This window comes from Microbacterium sp. LMI13-1-1.1 (assembly GCF_040815625.1).
GTDB classification, from domain to species: Bacteria; Actinomycetota; Actinomycetes; order Actinomycetales; family Microbacteriaceae; genus Microbacterium; species Microbacterium forte.
Genome location: NZ_JBFPNL010000005.1, coordinates 953345 through 971319 on the forward strand (window position 1 = coordinate 953345; position 17975 = coordinate 971319).

Below are 17975 nucleotides of genomic sequence, written 5' to 3' on the forward strand. Positions count from 1 at the left end.
AGATCAGGGGAGCATGACCTCAGCGGTTCGGAGCCCCCTGCCTGACCCGTCGATAGAGTCGATGCATGGCTGCGACGAAGGTGTTGTTCATCGGTGGAACCGGAATCATCTCCTCGGCGGCGAGTGCGCTCGCCGCATCCCGAGGCATGGAGGTGACGCTGCTGAATCGCGGGCAGTCGCGCCGGGAGCCCGCGGAGGGCGTCGAGGTGCTGACGGCCGACATCACGGATGCCGCCGCGGTCGACGCCGCGCTCGCCGGGCGCGAGTTCGACGTCGTCGCCGACATGATCGCGTTCACGCCTGACCAGGTGCAGCGCGACATCGACCGCTTCGAGGGTCGCACGGGGCAGTACGTCTTCATCAGCTCGGCATCCGCCTATCAGAAGCCCGTCGCCCGCCTGCCGATCACCGAGTCGACGCCGCTGCGCAACCCGTACTGGCAGTACTCGCGAGACAAGATCGCGTGTGAAGACCTGCTCACCGCCGCCTATCGCGACCGCGGCTTCCCGGTCACGGTGCTGCGTCCCTCGCACACCTACGACAAAAGGACGATCCCGGCGTTCGGCGGATGGACGGCGATCGATCGCATCCGCCGTGGCCAGGAGATCATCGTGCACGGCGATGGCACGTCGCTGTGGACCCTCACCCACTCGAGCGACTTCGCCGTCGGATTCGCCGGGCTGCTCGGCAACCCGCTCGCCTACGGCGACACTTTCCAGATCACCAGCGACTTCGTCTACACATGGAACGAGATCTACTCGATCCTCGGACGCGCGGCCGGGGCCGAGCCGAAGATCCGCTATGCCACAAGCGCGGCGATCGAGGATGCCGCACCGGATCGCGCCGGTCAGCTCTCGGGCGACATGGCGCACTCGGTCGTCTTCGACAACACGAAGATCCGCCGGGTCGTGCCCGACTTCACCCCCGTCATACCTCTGCACACGGCGGCGCGAGAGATCATCGACTGGCACGACGCGCACCCCGACCTGCAGCGGGTCGATCCTGCCGTGAACGCCCTGTTCGACGGCCTGCTCGGCTGACGCCGGATCAGCCGGCGGCGAGCACGGCGAGCACGTTGCCTGCGGGGTCCTTGAACCAGGCGATGTCGGGTCCGCGGTCCGGGCCGCCCCGAAGGATGCCCTTGTCGTCGGTGTCGAACTCCGAGTCGTCGTAGATCTTCGTCACGACCCCGCGGCCGTTGAGCTCGTCGACGGCGGCCTCGACGTCATCCACCGGGAAGTTGAGGATCGTGAAGCTCGCGGGCTCGTGGTTCGGTTTGGCGTAGACGAGGATCGACCCGCCCTCGGGCAGGCTGATGTCGAGGAACCCCATGGCGTTGGTGGTGACGTCCATGCCGAGGGTGTCGCCGTAGAAGGAGCGGGCGGCATCGATGTCGTCGACGCTGAATCCGCTGAACGCGTGTGCTGTCTGAAAGGCGGTCATGGGTTCAGCATGCGCCGCTCCCGGCGAGGTGTCCAGACCCTATGGCCGCACCTGGTTCACGAGACCGTCGCCGGCGAGCAGGCGGGTGACGTTGTCGTCGACGAGCCGGGCGGCACCCACCGGCCGGTTGCCGGCGATGTGCGGGGTGATGAGCAGGTTCGGCGCCTCCCAGAGCGGATCGGATGCCGGGAGCGGCTCCGACTTCGCGACGTCGATCGCTGCGGCGCGCAGCTGCCCTGACTCGAGTGCCGCGATCAAGGCGCCCTCGTCGACGGTGGCACCCCGACCCACGTTCACGAACACGGCACCGGGCTTGAGCGCGGCGAACACCTCGGCGTCGAACAGATCGGCGGTCTCGTCGGTGGCGGGCAGGATCGACACCAGCACGTCGGTGTCTGCCAGCACATCGGTCGCATCGGCATCCGCGTGCACGTCGAAGCCCGACCGCTCGCCGGCGGTGCGGGCGATGCCCTGCACCTCGGCCCCGAGTGCGGTGAGCGACGGAGCGAGCGTCGAAGCGATCGAGCCGAAGCCCCAGATGGTCACCCGAGCACCGGAGAGCGTGTGCAGCGCCCGGGTCTCGACAGCACTCTGCTCGTCGATGAACTCGTCGTCCCAGCGGTGCTCGCGCTGGGCGTCGCGCAGGCGGTCGAGTCGGCGCACCGCGCTCAGGATCAGCGCCAGGGCGTGCTCGGCGACGGGGCCGTCGTGCAGCGAGCGACCCGAGCAGATGCGCACGTCCGCCGCGAACCCGGCGTTCAGCACCGCGTCGGCTCCCGAGGCCAGAGCCTGCACGAGCTGCAGCCGGGGGAGCACGCGAGCTGCGTGCTGCAGCCACGACGAGGAGTTGTGCCAGACCACCAGCACCTCCGCGTCGCGGTGCTCATCGGGGACGTCCGCGTCGATGTCGTAGACGACGGTCTCGACGTCTGCTGTCAGCGGCAGCTCGATGGTGTTCGGGATCAGGATCTTCATGTGCGTCTCCGGTTCACGGCGGTCAGCGGGGGGATTCGGTCGACTCGCGCCAGATCACGGTGAGCAGACCGTCGGGTTTGGTCGGCGGCTCTCCACCGCGCACGGCGGCGATGAGGCGATGCATCGAGTAGGCCCCCAGTCTCTCGCGGTCCTGCGAGACGCTCGTCAGCGAGGGCACGAGGAACGCGCTCTGGGGGTGGTCGTCCCACCCGGTGACGGCGACGTCGTCGGGCAGAGTCCATCCGCGCCTGGTCGCCGCGCGGATGGCGCCCGTCGCGATGACGTCGTTCGCCGCGATCACGGCCAGGGGCGGTGCATCCGCCGGCAGCGCGTCGACGGCGGCCTCACCGGCGCTGCCGCTCCACTCGTCGCCGAACACCCCCAGTGACTCGAGTCCGAGTCGGGCGATCGTGTCGAGATAGGCGGCGCGGCGGGCTCGCGCCGACGGGAAGTCGTCGGGGCCGGCCAGGTGCACGAATCTCCTGTGGCCCTGCGCGGCGAGTCGCTCGATCATCTCGGCGATCGGACGGGAATCGGTGAACTCGCCGGTCATGTGCATGGCGTCGTCGAACTCGCCCACCGACAGCACGACGGGCCCGCCGCCCCCGTTCGTGTCAGTGAAGGGGAGCGGGGTGAATGCGAGCACCCCCTCGTACTGACCGGAGTCGACGAGCTCGGAGAGGCGCTCGTCGCGGGCCGTCGGGTCCTCGGGCAAACTCACGACCTCGACGACGTAGCCCTCCTCGCGGGCGGCGGAGATCGCACCCGACAGCAGGGTGAGCGGGTTCATGGTGGCGATCGGCACGACGACCGCGAGTCGCCCGGTGCGGTGCGTGCGCATGGAGCGGGCGGCGAGGTTCGGCCGGTAGTTCAGCTCGGATGCCGCTCGCATCACCCGGTCTCGGGTGGCCTCCGAGATTCCGGCGCGCCCGGTGAAGACGAAGGACACGGTCGACTGCGACACCCCGGCGAGGTGTGCGACGTCATGGCTCGTCGGCCTCTTGTCCACGGCATCCGTCCCTTCCCGGGCTTGACGTGACGGGTGTGCCTCTCGATAGTATCTACTACGTCTTAGTAATACGTAGTAACACCTCATCGAGGAGGCAGCGAATGCTCAGGATCGGCATCATCGGCACCGGCGGGATCGCCGACGCGCACATCAGCGGATACCTCGCGTTCCGTGACGAGTGCGAGGTGGTCGCGCTCGCCGACGTGATCCCGGGCAGGGCGGCGCAGAAGGCCGGGGCCTTCGGACTCGCGGATGCGGCGACGTTCGACGATCCGCTCGAGATGATCGCCCACGCGGGCCTCGACGTCGTGAGCATCGCGACTCCGCCGTCGACGCACGCGTCGCTGGCGATCGCCGCCCTCGACGCGGGGATCCACGTGCTCGTCGAGAAGCCGATGGCCCCCTCGCTCGAAGAGTGCGATGCGATGCTCGCGGCACAGGAGCGCTCGGGCAGAGTGCTGTCTGTCGTCGCGCAGAACCGGTTCCGTGACGACCTCGCCGCGTTGAAGGACGTCGTCGACTCCGGTCTGCTCGGCTCGATCTCGCACGTGCGCGTCGACTCGGCCTGGTGGCGAGGGCTGCCCTACTACGACCTCTGGTGGCGCGGTACGTGGGAGAAAGAGGGCGGCGGATGCACGCTGAACCACGCCATCCACCACATCGACCTGCTGCTGTGGCTGCTGGGGACTCCGACCGAGATCACCGCCATGCTCGCCAACGCGCAGCACGACAACGCCGAGGTCGAGGATCTCTCGGTCGCGATCTTCCGGTACGACCGCGGCCTCGCCCAGCTGACCAGCTCGGTGGTGCACCACGGCGAGGAGCAGGCGATCGTGATTCAGGGTGCGGATGCGCGGGTGTCGCAGCCGTTCTCCGTCGTCGCAGAGCAGTCCCGGCGCGACGGATTCCCCGAAGACGGCGGGGCGCCCGACGTCGTGGCGCGCATCGAGGCTCTCGTCGCCGGCCGCACACCGCTCGCGCATCTCGGCCACGAGGGTCAGATCGGCGATCTGATCGCCGCGATCCGCGACAGCCGGACGCCGATCGCCGGGGGGCAGGACGGCCGCAATGCGGTCGAGGTGGTCACCGCCATCTACAAGGCGGGGTTCGAACGCGAGTTCGTGTCGCTGCCGATCGCCGCGTCCGACCCCTACTACCGAGCCGGGCAGCTGGTCGCGCACGCTCCGCACTTCTTCGAGAAGACGTCGTCGCTGGTGGAGGCGGCATCGTGACCGCATCCTCGTTCCCGGGTGGCACCTCGCTGTCTCATCTCGACGTGTATGCCGATGCCGCGCCCGACGGCATCTGCGGAGGGAGCCCCCACATGCACCTCGTCTCGACCGAGGCCTATGTCGTGATCTCGGGTGAGGGCGCGCTGCAGACGATCGACGCCGACGGAGTCCGTGAGACGACCCTGACTGCCGGGTCGGTCGTGTGGTTCACCCCCGGCACGATCCACCGCGCCGTGAACCGCGGAGACCTGCGCGTGGTCGTGCTCATGAGCAATGCCGGGCTGCCCGAGGCGGGCGATGCCGTGCTGACCTTTCCGTCCGACGTCGTCGGCGACCCCGACGCGTATGCCGCAGCGGTGTCGCTCGGGGACGACGACGGCGAACGCGCGGCACGAGCCGGACGACGACGCGACCTCGCGGTGACGGGGTTCGAGACGCTGCGGGACGCCGTGGCCGCCGGCGACCGCACCGCTCTCACCGCCTTCCACGATGCTGCTGGGGCGCTCGTGCTCGACCGTGCCCGGACATGGCCCGACCTGGTGCGAGAGGGTCCACTGGCTCACGCCGAGCACTCGCTCGCGCTCGCCGAGGCGGTGGCAGCGGGCTCTGTGGCGCACCTGGCCGACGCCCGCGTGCACCGGGCCGCACCCTCGGTGGGAGAGCGCGCATTCGGCATGTGCGGACGCCTGCGCACCTATAGCGTGAACGATGGTGGCGTGAACGATGAGGAGACCCTGCGATGACCCGCACCTACACCTTCGATCCGCTGCCGGAGCCGGTCGTCGGCCCCGGTGAGTTCGTGTTCGCCGCCGTGGGGCTCGACCACGGCCACATCTTCGGCATGGTCGAGCAGCTTCTCGAGGCTGGCGCCACGCTGTCGCTCGTCTACGACGCCGACCCCGCGAAGCTCGCCGACTTCGTCGAGCGGTTCCCGCAGGCGCGGGCGGCCGCCAGCGAGCAGGAGGTGCTCGACGACCCGCACGTGCGACTCGTCGCGAGCGCGTCGATCGCCAATCAGCGGGCTCGGCTCGGTGTCCGCGTCCTCGACGCCGGCAAGGACTTCTTCGCCGACAAGCCCGCGATCACGACGATGGACGACCTCGCCGCGGCCCGCGAGGCCGTCGAGCGCACCGGGCACAAGTTCGCCGTCTACTACGGCGAGCGGGTGCACTCCGAGGCGGCGATCCTCGCCGGCCAGCTGATCGATCAGGGAGCGATCGGAACCGTGCTCCAGGTCGCGTCGTTCGGCCCTCATCGCATCGGCACCGGGCGCCCCGACTGGTTCTACGACCCCGAGCAGTACGGCGGGATCATCTGCGACATCGGCAGCCACAACTTCGAGCAGATGCTCCACTACACCGGCGCGACAAACGGAGAGGTGGTCAGCTCGACGGTCGCCAACTACGCGCATCGCGAGACCCCGGGGCTGCAGGACTTCGGCGACGCACACGTGGTGCTCGACAACGGCACGACCGGCTACGTGCGCGTGGACTGGTTCACCCCGGCAGGACTGGACGTCTTCGGCGACGGGCGCACCGTGCTGCTCGGCACCGACGGGTACATCGAGCTGCGCAAGTACACCGACATCACGACCGACAACGGCGGCGGTCAGGTGCTGCTCGTCAATCAGGACGGGCAGTTCCGGTTCGATGCGACGGGCAAGACGGGGTTCCCGTTCTTCGGCCGGCTGATCCGCGACTGCCTCGACCGCACCGAGGATGCGATGACGCAGCAGCACGCCTTCGCCGCAGCCGAGCTGAGCATCATCGCCCAGCGCGACGCTCGGGTGCTCGCCGGCTGACCGCATCCGCCTTCGGCATCCGCCTTCGGCATCCGCCTTCGGCATCCGCTGCCTCGCGCGTGGTTCGCAGTGCGCGTCCGACGCGGTCGCCACCGGTTCGGGAGGAGGACTGCGCCTCGGGAGGACGGATGCCGTGCACCGCTCCTCCCGAAGCGCAGATCTCCTCCCGAGGGGCCGTCCTCCCGAGGGGCAGGTGTGCAGGATCAGTCGACGATCAGAGCAGCCTGGCGCGCAGCGCCGAGCGCCACGTACTCACCGGGTTCCGGCACCTCGACGGGGAGACCGAGGATCTCCGGCGCGACGCGGCGCACGGCCTCCGACTGCGCGCCGCCGCCGATCAGCAGGGCGCGCTCGAGAGGGATGCCGAGGTCGCGCAGCGCGTCGAGGCCCGCGCCCAGTCCGCGCAGCATCCCCTCGACCGCAGCGCGGGCCAGGTTCTGCCTGGTCGTGGATGCCAGTGTCATGCCCGAGAGGGATGCCGTGGCATCCGGCAGGTTGGGTGTGCGCTCGCCCTCGAAGTAGGGGAGCAGCGTGAGTCCGTCCGCGCCCGGCGTGGCCTGCAGAGCGAGATCGCTGAACTCGTCGTGCGTCACACCGAGCAGTGCTGCCGTCACGTCGACGACCCGGGCCGCGTTGAGCGTGGCGACGAGAGGGAGGAAGTTGCCCGAGGCATCGGCGAACCCTGCCACAGTTCCGGTCGCATCGCTCAGCGGGGTGGTGCTGATCGCACACACCGTGCCGGATGTGCCGATCGACACGACCGCATCCCCGGGTACGGCGCCGAGTCCGAGTGCGGCAGCGGCGTTGTCTCCGGCTCCGGCGCCGACGCGCCGACCATCGGCATCCGTCGTCCACTCGTCGTGTGCGAGCACCCGGGGCAGGATCGCATCGTGCCCCAGAGCGGCGACCAGCAGCTCACGGTCGTACTCGCCCGTCGACGGATTCCAGTAGCCGGTGCCCGAGGCATCCGACCGATCCGTCACGAGCTCGTCGAGCACCGGGTTCTCCGGGCCGAAGCCGCGCAGGCGCCACGTCAGCCAGTCGTGCGGAAGAGCGACCGCGGCCACCCGTGCCGCGTTCTCGGGCTCGTGATCGCGCAGCCAGCGCAGCTTCGTGATCGTGAACGAGGCCACGGGAACGAGCCCGGTGCGCGCGGCCAGCTCGGTTGCTCCGTACTCGGCGATCAGATCCGTCGCCGCGCCTGCGGAGCGCGTGTCGTTCCACAGCAGTGCATCGCGGATGACACGGCCGGATTCGTCGAGCGCCACCAGGCCGTGCTGCTGCCCGCCGATCGACCAGGCCTCGATCTCGTCGAGAGAGCCGGCCTCCGTGATCGCGGCGTTCAGGGCACGCCACCAGGCCTCGGGGTCGACCGACGTCCCGTCAGGGTGCGTCGCGCGACCGGCGCGGACGACCGCTCCGGTCGCCGTGTCGACGACGACGGCCTTGCAGGACTGGGTCGACGAGTCGACCCCGAGAACCAGCGGCATGTCGATCAGCGAGCGCCGAGCAGGTGCTCGGTCGCGAGCTGCTGCAGTCGGACGAAGCCGAAGCCCTTGCCGCCGAAGTAGGAGTTCGCGTCGAAGTCCTCGTATGCCGAGCGGTCGGCGAGGAAGTCGTCGTAACTCTCTCCGGGGTTGAGGGTCGGCGTCGAGAGCTCGTCGACGCGAGCCGCCGCGAGTGCCTCCTGCACCTCGGGGTCGGCGCGGAACGCCGCAGCGCGCTCCTTCAGGAGCAGGTAGGTGCGCATGTTCGCGGCCGCAGAGTCCCAGACGCCCTTCTCGTCTTCGGTGCGGCTCGGCTTGTAGTCGAAGTGGCGGGGGCCGTCGTAGGCGGGTACTCCGCCGGGGCCGCCGTTCTCGAGCAGGTCGACGAGCGAGAAGGCGTTGTGCAGGTCGCCGTGACCGAAGACGAGGTCCTGGTCGTACTTGATGCCGCGCTGACCGTTGAGATCGATGTGGAATAGCTTGCCGTGGAAGAGCGCCTGCGCGATGCCGGCGGTGAAGTTGAGTCCGGCCATCTGCTCGTGACCCACCTCGGGGTTCACGCCGACGAGCTCGGGGCGCTCGAGCGAATCGATGAAGGCGATCGCGTGTCCGAGGGTCGGCAGCAGGATGTCGCCGCGCGGCTCGTTGGGCTTCGGCTCGATCGCGAACCGGATGTCGTAGCCCTTGTCGGTGACGTAGTCGCCGAGCAGGTTCACGGCCTCGCGGTAGCGCTCGAGTGCCTGGCGGATGTCCTTCGCGGAGTCGTACTCGGCACCCTCGCGCCCACCCCACATGACGAACGTCTTGGCGCCGAGCTCCGCGCCGAGGTCGAGCTGGCGGAACACCTTGCGCAGCGCATACCGGCGCACGTCGCGGTCGTTCGACGTGAAGCCGCCGTCCTTGAAGATGGGTGCGCTGAACAGGTTGGTGGTGACCATCGGCACGACGAGGCCCGTGTCGTCGAGGGCGCCCTTGAGTCGGTCGATCTGCGTCTGGCGCTCGGCGTCGGTCGATCCGAAGGCGAACAGGTCGTCGTCGTGGAAGGTCAGACCGTAGGCGCCGAGCTCGGCGAGCTTCTCGACGGCGTGCACCACGTCGAGCGCCGGCCGGGTGGGGCCGCCGAAGGGGTCTGCCCCGTTGTAGCCGACGGTCCACAGGCCGAAGGAGAACTTGTCATCGCGGGTGGGGGTGCTCATGGCTGCTCCTGTGCAGGTCATCGAATAAGTTGTGCTTGACAACATATCTCATGACAGGGGGCGCGTCCACCCCCTACAGTGAAGGGATGCCGTCGCAGTCGAGCCCCGCGCTGGGCACCCGCCCCCACAATCTCTCCCTCATCCTGCGGCTCGTGCACGAGAACGGCGCCCAGTCGAGAGCAGCTCTCACCGAGCAGACGGGGCTCAACCGCTCGACGATCGCCGACCTCGTCGCAGAGCTCGTCAGACGGGGGCTCGTCGACGAGCGGGTCCCGGACGTCGCCGGTCGCGTGGGTCGACCGTCGCCGGTCGTGACGGCCTCTGCTCGCATCGTCGCCATCGCGGTGAACCCGGAGGTCGATGCGATCGAGATCGCTGCGGTCGGCCTCGACCGCAGCATCCTCGTGCGCGAACGCCTGCCGAACGAGACGGTGCCGACACCCGGAGTCGTCGCGGCGACGATCGCCGAGCGCATCGCCGCATGGCGCGAGGGGCCGCTCGCCGATGCGCGGATCGCGGCCATCGGCGTCGCCGTGCCCGGTCTCGTGCGCGCCTCCGACGGGGTCGTGCGCAACGCGCCGCATCTGGGCTGGACCGACGTGCCGCTCGCCGACCTCGTCTCCGCGGCCACGTCGTCTGCCGCCTTCGTCGACAATGATGCGACGCTCGGGGCCATCGCCGAGCACCGCTACGGCGCCGGCCGCGGCATCGACGACGTCGTCTACCTGAACGGAGGTGCGTCGGGCATCGGCGGCGGCCTGATCGTCAACGGCAAGCCGGTCGCCGGCGCGGGCGGATACGCGGGGGAGTTCGGCCAGAACAGGCCGCGGATCTCTGCAGACGCGGATCGCCGCACCGCCGATGGCGTGCTCGAGGCCGAGGTGAGTCGCCGTCTGCTGCTCGACGCGGTGGGCCTCGATACGGCGGATGACGAGACGCTCGACGCCGAGCTCTCGGAATCCGGATCGGCGGTGGTGACTGATGAGATCACGCGTCAGGCGCGTGTGCTCGCGGGGGCGCTGGCCAACGCCGTCAACGTGCTCAACCCCGCTCTCGTCGTGCTCGGAGGGTTCCTCGCGACGATCGCCGATCTGAGGGCGACGCAGATCGCGGACGACGTGCGTGCGCTGGCGATGCCGGAGAGCGCGGAGACGCTCGAGATCCGTCCTGCCGCTCTCGGCGCCGACAGGCTGCTGATCGGCGCGGCCGAACTGGCCCTCGCCGACCTGCTCGCGGATCCGGGGGAGCGCAGCTGACCTCGCGAGGCGACTGATCGGATCCGACGCGGAAAGTCGGGTCGCGGCACACCCTCGGATCGCACGATGGTGAGGAAAGGAGGACCTCATGATCGGAACGCTCAACGCACTGGTCGATCTCGTCGAGGCTGACGCCGCAGACGAGATCGACGTCGCCGGGTTCGCTCGTGTCCACGGGACGACGGAGTACCACCTGCGGCGGATGTTCTCGGCTCTGGCCGGGATGCCGCTGTCGGAGTATGTCCGCCGCCGCCGGATGACGCTCGCCGGAGCAGAACTCGCCGCCGGCGCCCCCAACGTGCTCGATGTCGCGGTGAGACACGGCTACGGCTCGAACGAGGCGTTCGCCCGCGCGTTCCGCGCCGTGCACGGGATCAGTCCGGTCGACGCGCGCCGCGACGGGGGTCCTCTCCGCACACAACCCACGCTCCGGTTCCGCCTGAGCGTCGAAGGGAGCACCCAGATGGACGTCACCATCACCACCACCCCCGAGCTCGGGCTCGTCGGCCACGCCGCGCGAGTGCCGCTCATCCACGAGGGCGCGAATCCGCACATCCAGGCGCACATCGCCTCGATCGCACCCGAAGAGCATCTCAGGCTGAAGGCGATGAGCGACGCGGAGCCCGGCGGAATCCTCGCCGTCACCGGTGATGTCGCACCGGACGCGCCGGAGGGGACGGAGCTCACCTATCTGCATGGCGTCTCCGTGTCTGCATCCACCGTGGTTCCCGACGACCTCGACGCCATCCGGGTCGAGGCGGGCGCGTGGGCGGTCTTCTCCGCGTCAGGTCCGTTCCCTGAGACCCTGCAGACCCTCTGGGCGGCCACGGCGACCGAGTGGTTCCCGTCGAACCCCTGGCGGCTGCGCCCTGGTCCGTCCATCGTGCGGTACCTCGAGTTCACCGGCTCGCACGCGTCCTGCGAGCTCTGGCTGGCGGTCGAGCCGGCGTGACGCGACTCGGGTGGGCGGCACGGACTGTCGCGCCGCCCACCCGATGTCTGCGGCCCGTGCGACACTGTGGCGACGGTCGGATGCCGATGCCGCCGTGAGAGGACCCGCGATGGCGCTCGATCCCAAGAAGACCCTCGACGCCTATCGGGCGAAGCGCGGTGAGTTCCGCATCCTCGAGGTTCCCCCGATGCAGTACCTGATGGTCGACGGCGCGGGCGACCCGAACAGCGCCCAGGCGTATCAGGATGCGGTGTCCGCCCTCTTCCCCGTCGCCTACACGCTCAAGTTCGCGAGCAGGGACCAGCTCGGGATCGACACGGTCGTGATGCCTCTCGAGGGGCAGTGGCACGCACCCGACATGGAGTCGTTCACATCGCGCCGCGACAAGTCGGCGTGGGAATGGACTCTGATGATCATGGTGCCGGAGCACGTCACCCGCGAGATGTTCGATCGCGCGGTCGATACGGTCGAGGAGAAGCTCGCGAAGAAGAAGCAGGCATCTCCCGCGCTGCGGTCCGTGCGGCTCGAGACCCTCGACGAGGGACTGTGCGTGCAGACCCTTCACGTCGGCTCATACGACGATGAGGCCCCGGTGCTCGACGAGCTGCACCACCGGTTCATCCCCGAGAACGATCTGGCCATGACGGGGCTGCACCACGAGGTCTACCTCAGCGATGTCAGGCGCGTCGATCCGTCGAAGCTCCGGACGATCCTGCGCCAGCCCGTGGAGCGCACCGGCTGACGAGTGTCGAGCGCGCTCCGCGCAACCCCTCCGGCGTTCTTCGTGGCGGGGGATATCCTGCTCGGATGACCTCAGCGAAGGGTGCCGCGCGCACCGCGCAGCGATCCGATGCCTTCCGACGGGTGGCGCGGGCAGGTTTCGTCGTGGTCGGTCTCGTGCACATCATCATCGGGGCGATCGCCGTCTCCATCGCCACAGGCGGCGGCGGCGACGCCGACCAGGACGGAGCGATGGAGCAGATCCGCTCGACCCCCGTCGGCGGGCTGGTTCTCGGGCTGGTCGCGGTGGCGCTGGTCGCCCTCGCCGTGTGGCAGATCGCCAGCGGGCTCCTCGCCCGCGGCAAGGAGCCCCGCAAGTGGGGGCTGAGGATCAAGCTCATCGGCATCGCGGGCGCGTACCTCGTGATCGCCGGCCTTGCGCTGATCTTCGCCTTCGGAGGACATGTCGAGTCCGAGACGACGCTGCGCGCCCTCAGCGCGGTGATCCTCGGTGCTCCCGGCGGGATCGTGCTGCTCATCATCGTCGGGCTCACCGTGGCGGGTGTGGGTGTCGGGTTCATCGTCATCGGCTTCACCCGGGGCTTCGAGAAGACGATGGATGTTCCGGAGGGGCCCTCGCGGCCCGGGATCATCGCCCTCGGCATCGCGGGCTACATCGCCAAGGGCATCGCGATCACCGTGACCGGCTTGTTGTTCGTCGTCGCGGCGTGGACGCAGGACCCCGAGAAGGCTGCGGGCCTGGATGGAGCACTGCGGAGTCTGATCGACCTGCCCCAGGGCCGCGCGATCCTCTGGCTCGTCGGGGTCGGACTCGCGATCTACGGCATCTTCTCGATGGTCCGTGCGCGCTTCGCACGGATGTGACGCTGCGCCTCAGCCGTTAGCGGGCTTCTCGCTCCACAGCAGCAGGAAAGCGCCGAGGCCGATCATGAGCCCACCTCCGGTGGCGCCCATGGCCTCGATGCGGCGAGGAGATCGACCGAACCACTCACGGGCGCCGCTGGCGAGCAGCACCCAGATCGCATCGCAGGTGACACCGATCGCGACGACGATCGCGCCGAGCACGAACAGCTGCATCGGCACCGACCCCGCGTGCAGGTCGACGAACTGCGGGAGGATCGCCAGGAAGAAGGCGATCGACTTGGGGTTGGTGACGCCGACGACGAAACCCTCGACGAGCAGCCGCACGCCTGATCGCCTCGCCACCGGCGCGGTCATCGTGGCCGCGGAGTCCTTGCGATGCCTGATCGCCTGGATGCCGAGGAACACCAGGTAGCCGGCGCCGAGCACCTTCACGATCGTGAAGAGCACGATCGACTGCGCCACCACCGTGCCCACCCCCAGCGCGACGCCGACGACCAGCACGATCGACCCGAGCGCCGTGCCCAGGATGCTGAGGAACCCGCCGAGCCGCCCCAGGGCCATCGCTCTGCCGATCGTGAAGAGCACCGTCGGCCCGGGGATCACGACCATCACGAACGCGGCCACGACGAAGGTCGCAAGGGTCTCGGCGCTGAACATGCTGCGAGCTTAGGGCAGGCCCGCGGAGACCCTCGAAAAGTTTTTTCTCGCGCCCGTCATAAAAACTCCGCATCCAGGTCTGGGTATGTGACAGGCAGCTTCTGCTTCCTGTTCGCACTGGGGACACACACGACTTTTCGGGGAAAAGGCATCCGCCTCTCCTGCTCGCCATACGTGGCGGACGGGATCGGCGCGCCGGGATTGGGACATTCATGAGCATTCGCTCGCACCACCGCACGACGGAGCGGTCATCACGCTCCGGAGTCGCGCCTCGCCGACGGGCGATGACGCGGCTGCTCGGCGTGCTCGCCATCGCCGGCGTGCTCGTCGCCGGCGCGACTCTCGCCCCCAACAGCGGCATCACGGCCGCGGCGACGGTGCCTGGCACTCCTGGCACCCCGCAGCCGGGCACGCCCGTGTACACCGAGAACTTCTCGAACCAGAACGCGTCGCTCCTGCCGATCAGCATCCTGAACTACACGGGTGGCGCGGCCGCGGCCAACTCGACGTACACCGCCTCGACTCAGTACACGCCCGCCGGCAACCAGTGCAACGGATGGGTCATGAGCAGCGTGACCCCGACGGCGCCCGTCACCGATCTCGGCTGCCTCAACAACCCGACCACGACCTGGCCCACGCTTCAGCAGATGGCGGCGGCACTGGGCACAGCGCAAGGGCAGACGGCGGCTCAGGCCGCGACGAACCAGGTGCTCACCTCGTACACCAACGCGACGAACGGCGTCATCGCCGCCGGCACGCAGTTCCGCACGGTCAACACCATCCCCGCGGTCGCCGGACACTACTACGCCGTGTCGGCGTACTTCGCCGCGGTCAACTGCCCCGCCGCCGGTGGTGCGAACCAGCCCAAGGAGACGTTCAGCCTGATCGTCAACGGCAACCCGATCGTGCTCAGCACGGGTCTGAACCCCTGCACGAACAACACCTTCTGGGGCACGCAGACCGCGAAGCTGCAGTCTGCTGCCTATCAGGTGCCCGTCGGAACCACGGCCAACCTCGGCCTGACGCTGTTCAACGCGACCGCCACGGGTTCGGGCAACGACGTCGCGTTCGACCTGCCGCAGATCGTCGATGTGACTCCTCAGCTCGACAAGGCGTTCAGCCCGACGGTGATCACGAACGGCTCGACCTCGAAGATGACGCTCACGGTCACGAACACGAGCGACCTCATGGCCAAGAACGACTGGTTCATCACCGACGCGCTGCCGGCGAACCTCAAGATCGCGGCGGCGCCGAACGTCGGCGGAACCTGCGTCCAGCGCGCCGGTGCGGCCTATGCGGTCACGGCACCCGCAGGCGGAACCTCGGTGTCGGTCACCGGCGGCGACCTGGCCTTGGGCCAGGCCTCGTGCACGATCACGGTCGACGTCACCTCGACGGTCAACGGCACCTACATCAACGGCCCGGCCAACATCACGACGAACCTGAACCCGCCGGCCAACGCCTCGCTCGAGGTCATCCAGCCGTCGATCGACATCGTCAAGAGCATCACCGCCGTGAACGGGGTCGCCGTGACCAGCGACACCGACCCCGACAAGGTGTACACCAAGGTCGGCGACGTCATCACCTACTCCTTCGTGGCGACCAACACGACTCCCAAGGCACCGACCAACACGACGCTCAACACCAACCTGACGAATGTGCGCATCACCGAGGACGCGTTCTCCGGTGTCGGTGACATGAGCGCCCTGACCTGCGTTCCGCCGCAGGGCTCCACGCTCGCCAGCGGCGCCAAGATGACCTGCACGGCCACCTACGTGGTGCAGCAGGGCGACATCGACAACGCACCGCTGACGAACGTCGCACGCGCCACCGGAACACCGGCCGTCGGCCCCACCGTGACCGACACGGACGACGAGATCATCCCGGCCACATGGACGCCCGAGATCGTGCTCGACAAGACGGCCTCGGTCGTCGACGTCGACCAGGACGGCGTGACCGGGCTCGGCGATCACATCATGTACGCGTTCGACGTCACCAACACCGGCAACGTCACGGTCGCGAACATCACGGTGGTCGACGACCGGCTGACGCAGCGCAACATCACCGTGACGTGCACGCCCACGACCATCGCGCCCACTCAGGTCTCGCACTGCGTCGCGAATGCGCCGTATGTCATCGGACAGGCCGATGTCGACGCGAAGAAGGTCATCAACACGGCCTACTCCACGGGAACCGACCCCAAGGGCGGGCCGGTGCGCTCGAACAACGACAGCACCGAGACGCCGATCGAGCCGTTCCGCATCCCGTTGCAGATCGAGAAGGTCGGCGAGGCATCCGCGAACACGTGGGTGCGCATGGACGGCTCCTCGTTCGCCGTGCTCGCCGACGCGAACGGCGAGCCGGGCACCGCGCTGCCGTTCACGATCAACGGCATCGAGACGGGACTGTTCCAGATCGACAGCATCCCCGCCGGCACCTACTGGCTGAGCGAGCTGACGGCACCAGACGGATTCAGCCTGCTCGCAGCGCCGGTGAAGTTCACCATCAACCCCGACCGCACCGTGAGCATCACGGCAGGCGGCGACGCGGCGGTGACCGCCACAGGCCAGATCATCACGGTGCGCGATGTTCCGGCGATGAGCCTTCCGACCACCGGGGGGACGGGCGCGCTGCCCTACATCCTCGCCGGTTCCCTGACCGTGTTCGGCGCGGGCGCGCTGGCCCTCTGGGTCCGCAGACGTAGTGCACGTGCCGACGCCGATGACCCGCAGATCTGATCTGCACTTCTCACCGACCACCATCTGTACACCACCAGGGCGACCTGGCCACCGAGAGAGAGACACAGTGAACACTCCCACCAACGGACGCGGATCCCGCGTCGCGGCAGGTCTGCTCGTCGCAGGCGTCGCCGCGCTGACCCTCGCAGCACCCGCAAGCGCTGCGACACCGAACCTCGTCGACCCGGATGCTGTCGGTTCGCTGACGATCCACAAGTTCGAGGCGCCTGAGACGCCGACCGGCCTGCCGAACGACGGCACCGAGCAGAACGTCGCACTGGCACCGCTGCCCGGCGTGGGCTTCACGGTCTACAAGGTCGACACGATCGATCTGACGAGCAACCAGGGCTGGATCGACGCGAACGATCTCGCCGACCTCGACCCCGACAGCGTCGCAGACATCACCGCTGCCGGATACACGGCCAGCGCGGTCGGCGGTCAGACGCTGACCGACGCGAACGGCGAGATCGCTCTGGCGAACCTCGACCTGGGTCTGTACTTCGTGGTGGAGACCGCACCGCTGGCGGGCTCGACCGGTGTGGCGCCGTTCCTCGTGACCGTGCCGTTGACCGATCCGGCCGATGACAGCAGCTGGCTGTACGACGTGCACGTCTACCCGAAGAACGCCCTGACCGAGGCGACCAAGACCGTCGAGGACTCGGAAGACGTCAAGCTCGGCGACGAGATCGACTTCACCATCACGGGTGACATCCCCAATGTCGCCGTCATCGACGGCTACAAGATCGTCGACACGCTCGACGACAAGCTCGACTACGTCAGCGCCGCTGTCTCGCTCGTCGACGGAACCCCGCTCGCCGCGGGCGACTACACGATCGTGCACGACGCCGCGACCAACGCGGTCACGGTCGAGTTCACCGCGTCGGGCCTCGCAGTGCTCGCAGCTCACCCCGCGACGCAGGTGCAGGTCGTCGTCACGACCGAGGTCAACACGGTCGGCGAGATCGTCAACACGGCAGTGCTCTACCCGAACGCCGGTTCGTACACGGTTCTGCCCGGTGAGCCCGGCGGACCCACGGTCACCCCTGAGGTCATCACCAAGTGGGGCGACATCACGGTCGAGAAGACGGACAAGGCCGGCGCACCGCTCACCGGCGCCGTGTTCTCGGTGTACCCGACCGAGCAGGACGCGATCGACGGCACCAACGCCATCGCCCTCGCCGGCTCGACGGAGTTCGCGGTCGCCGCTGACGGCACCGTGACCATCTCGGGACTGCGCTACTCCGACTGGGCGGACAACGCCACGGTCGCCGTGGGCGAAGACGGCTACCAGTCGTACTGGCTCGCCGAGATCGTCGCACCCGACGGATTCGAGCTGCTCGCAGCTCCGATCGAGTTCACCGTCACCGCAGCCACCACGGCCGTGGGCGTCGACCTCGAGGTCGTCAACGTTCCCTCGAACGCCGGCTTCACCCTTCCGCTGACCGGTGGCACCGGCACGACCCTGTTCCTCGCCGGTGGCGTCATGCTGCTCGGTGGAGCGGTCCTCCTCGCCATCCGCAGCCGCCGCAAGGCCGCAGCACAGGCGTAACCCGAAAGACCGGCCGTGCGGGGGAGGTGAAGACATTCCTTCCCCCGCACGGCCCACTCGTCTTCACCTTCTTCT

General features: G+C 68.8%; 16 protein-coding genes. 10 read left to right on the plus strand and 6 right to left on the minus strand.

The window, feature by feature from the left end; all coding sequences use genetic code 11:
• Nucleotides 1–65: 65 nt before the first annotated feature.
• The gene (locus tag MRBLMI13_RS11400; protein ID WP_367822593.1) at nt 66–1040 is read left to right on the plus strand and encodes an NAD-dependent epimerase/dehydratase family protein; all 975 of its coding nucleotides are present in this window, start codon (nt 66–68) and stop codon (nt 1038–1040) included.
• A gap of 7 nt (nt 1041–1047) precedes the next feature.
• Here MRBLMI13_RS11400 and MRBLMI13_RS11405 read toward each other — a convergent pair whose 3' ends face one another.
• Genes MRBLMI13_RS11405 through MRBLMI13_RS11415 form a run of 3 tightly spaced genes read right to left on the minus strand, consistent with a single transcriptional unit; the run spans nt 1048 to nt 3427 of the window.
• Nucleotides 1048–1443, minus strand: coding sequence for a VOC family protein (locus MRBLMI13_RS11405; RefSeq protein ID WP_042537065.1), 396 nt, complete (start codon nt 1441–1443; stop codon nt 1048–1050).
• Nucleotides 1444–1482: 39 nt separating this feature from the next.
• On the minus strand, nt 1483–2418 hold the full coding sequence (locus MRBLMI13_RS11410) for an NAD(P)-dependent oxidoreductase (protein ID WP_367822596.1): 936 nt from the start codon (nt 2416–2418) through the stop codon (nt 1483–1485).
• Nucleotides 2419–2440: 22 nt separating this feature from the next.
• Nucleotides 2441–3427, minus strand: coding sequence for a LacI family DNA-binding transcriptional regulator (locus MRBLMI13_RS11415; RefSeq protein WP_367822598.1), 987 nt, complete (start codon nt 3425–3427; stop codon nt 2441–2443).
• 101 nt (nt 3428–3528) lie between these two features.
• On the opposite strand from MRBLMI13_RS11415, the gene MRBLMI13_RS11420 reads away from it, so the two are divergent.
• The 3 genes from MRBLMI13_RS11420 to MRBLMI13_RS11430 are packed head-to-tail and all read left to right on the plus strand — an operon-like array spanning nt 3529 to nt 6460.
• Nucleotides 3529–4659 carry a Gfo/Idh/MocA family protein gene (locus MRBLMI13_RS11420; RefSeq protein ID WP_367822600.1) on the plus strand — a complete coding sequence of 377 codons (1131 nt, stop codon included), beginning with the start codon at nt 3529–3531 and terminating at the stop codon, nt 4657–4659.
• Nucleotides 4656–5402 carry a cupin domain-containing protein gene (locus MRBLMI13_RS11425; RefSeq protein WP_367822602.1) on the plus strand — a complete coding sequence of 249 codons (747 nt, stop codon included), beginning with the start codon at nt 4656–4658 and terminating at the stop codon, nt 5400–5402. The genes MRBLMI13_RS11420 and MRBLMI13_RS11425 overlap by 4 nt, the downstream gene beginning before the upstream one ends.
• Nucleotides 5399–6460 (plus strand): Gfo/Idh/MocA family protein, encoded by a 1062-nt coding sequence (locus MRBLMI13_RS11430; RefSeq protein WP_367822604.1) that lies wholly within the window; start codon nt 5399–5401, stop codon nt 6458–6460. Before MRBLMI13_RS11425 ends, MRBLMI13_RS11430 begins: the two co-directional genes overlap by 4 nt.
• 203 nt (nt 6461–6663) lie before the next feature.
• On the opposite strand, the gene xylB is transcribed toward MRBLMI13_RS11430, so the two are convergent.
• Nucleotides 6664–7950, minus strand: a complete 1287-nt coding sequence (xylB, locus tag MRBLMI13_RS11435; RefSeq protein ID WP_367822606.1) for a xylulokinase — start codon at nt 7948–7950, stop codon at nt 6664–6666.
• A gap of 5 nt (nt 7951–7955) precedes the next feature.
• Entirely contained in the window at nt 7956–9143 is a 1188-nt protein-coding gene (xylA, locus tag MRBLMI13_RS11440; RefSeq protein ID WP_042537080.1) for a xylose isomerase, read from the minus strand.
• Nucleotides 9144–9229: 86 nt separating this feature from the next.
• Here xylA and MRBLMI13_RS11445 point away from each other — a divergent pair, with 86 nt between their 5' ends.
• From MRBLMI13_RS11445 to MRBLMI13_RS11460, 4 genes are all read left to right on the plus strand, one after another.
• A complete protein-coding gene (locus MRBLMI13_RS11445) occupies nt 9230–10399 on the plus strand; it encodes an ROK family transcriptional regulator (RefSeq protein WP_367822609.1) in 1170 nt (389 codons plus the stop codon).
• Nucleotides 10400–10487: 88 nt separating this feature from the next.
• Complete coding sequence (locus tag MRBLMI13_RS11450; protein WP_367822611.1) at nt 10488–11351, plus strand: AraC family transcriptional regulator; 864 nt, start codon at nt 10488–10490, stop codon at nt 11349–11351.
• A 109-nt stretch (nt 11352–11460) separates the two neighbouring features.
• Entirely contained in the window at nt 11461–12093 is a 633-nt protein-coding gene (locus tag MRBLMI13_RS11455) for a GyrI-like domain-containing protein (RefSeq protein WP_367822613.1), read from the plus strand.
• A 65-nt stretch (nt 12094–12158) separates the two neighbouring features.
• A complete protein-coding gene (locus MRBLMI13_RS11460) occupies nt 12159–12956 on the plus strand; it encodes a DUF1206 domain-containing protein (RefSeq protein WP_367822615.1) in 798 nt (265 codons plus the stop codon).
• A 9-nt stretch (nt 12957–12965) separates the two neighbouring features.
• On the opposite strand, the gene MRBLMI13_RS11465 is transcribed toward MRBLMI13_RS11460, so the two are convergent.
• Nucleotides 12966–13613 (minus strand): LysE family translocator, encoded by a 648-nt coding sequence (locus tag MRBLMI13_RS11465; protein ID WP_367822617.1) that lies wholly within the window; start codon nt 13611–13613, stop codon nt 12966–12968.
• Nucleotides 13614–13825: 212 nt separating this feature from the next.
• Here MRBLMI13_RS11465 and MRBLMI13_RS11470 point away from each other — a divergent pair, with 212 nt between their 5' ends.
• Together MRBLMI13_RS11470 and MRBLMI13_RS11475 are read left to right on the plus strand one after the other, a co-directional pair.
• Complete coding sequence (locus MRBLMI13_RS11470; protein WP_367822619.1) at nt 13826–16351, plus strand: prealbumin-like fold domain-containing protein; 2526 nt, start codon at nt 13826–13828, stop codon at nt 16349–16351.
• Nucleotides 16352–16418: 67 nt separating this feature from the next.
• Nucleotides 16419–17900, plus strand: a complete 1482-nt coding sequence (locus MRBLMI13_RS11475) for a SpaH/EbpB family LPXTG-anchored major pilin (protein WP_367822621.1) — start codon at nt 16419–16421, stop codon at nt 17898–17900.
• Nucleotides 17901–17975 lie beyond the last annotated feature (75 nt).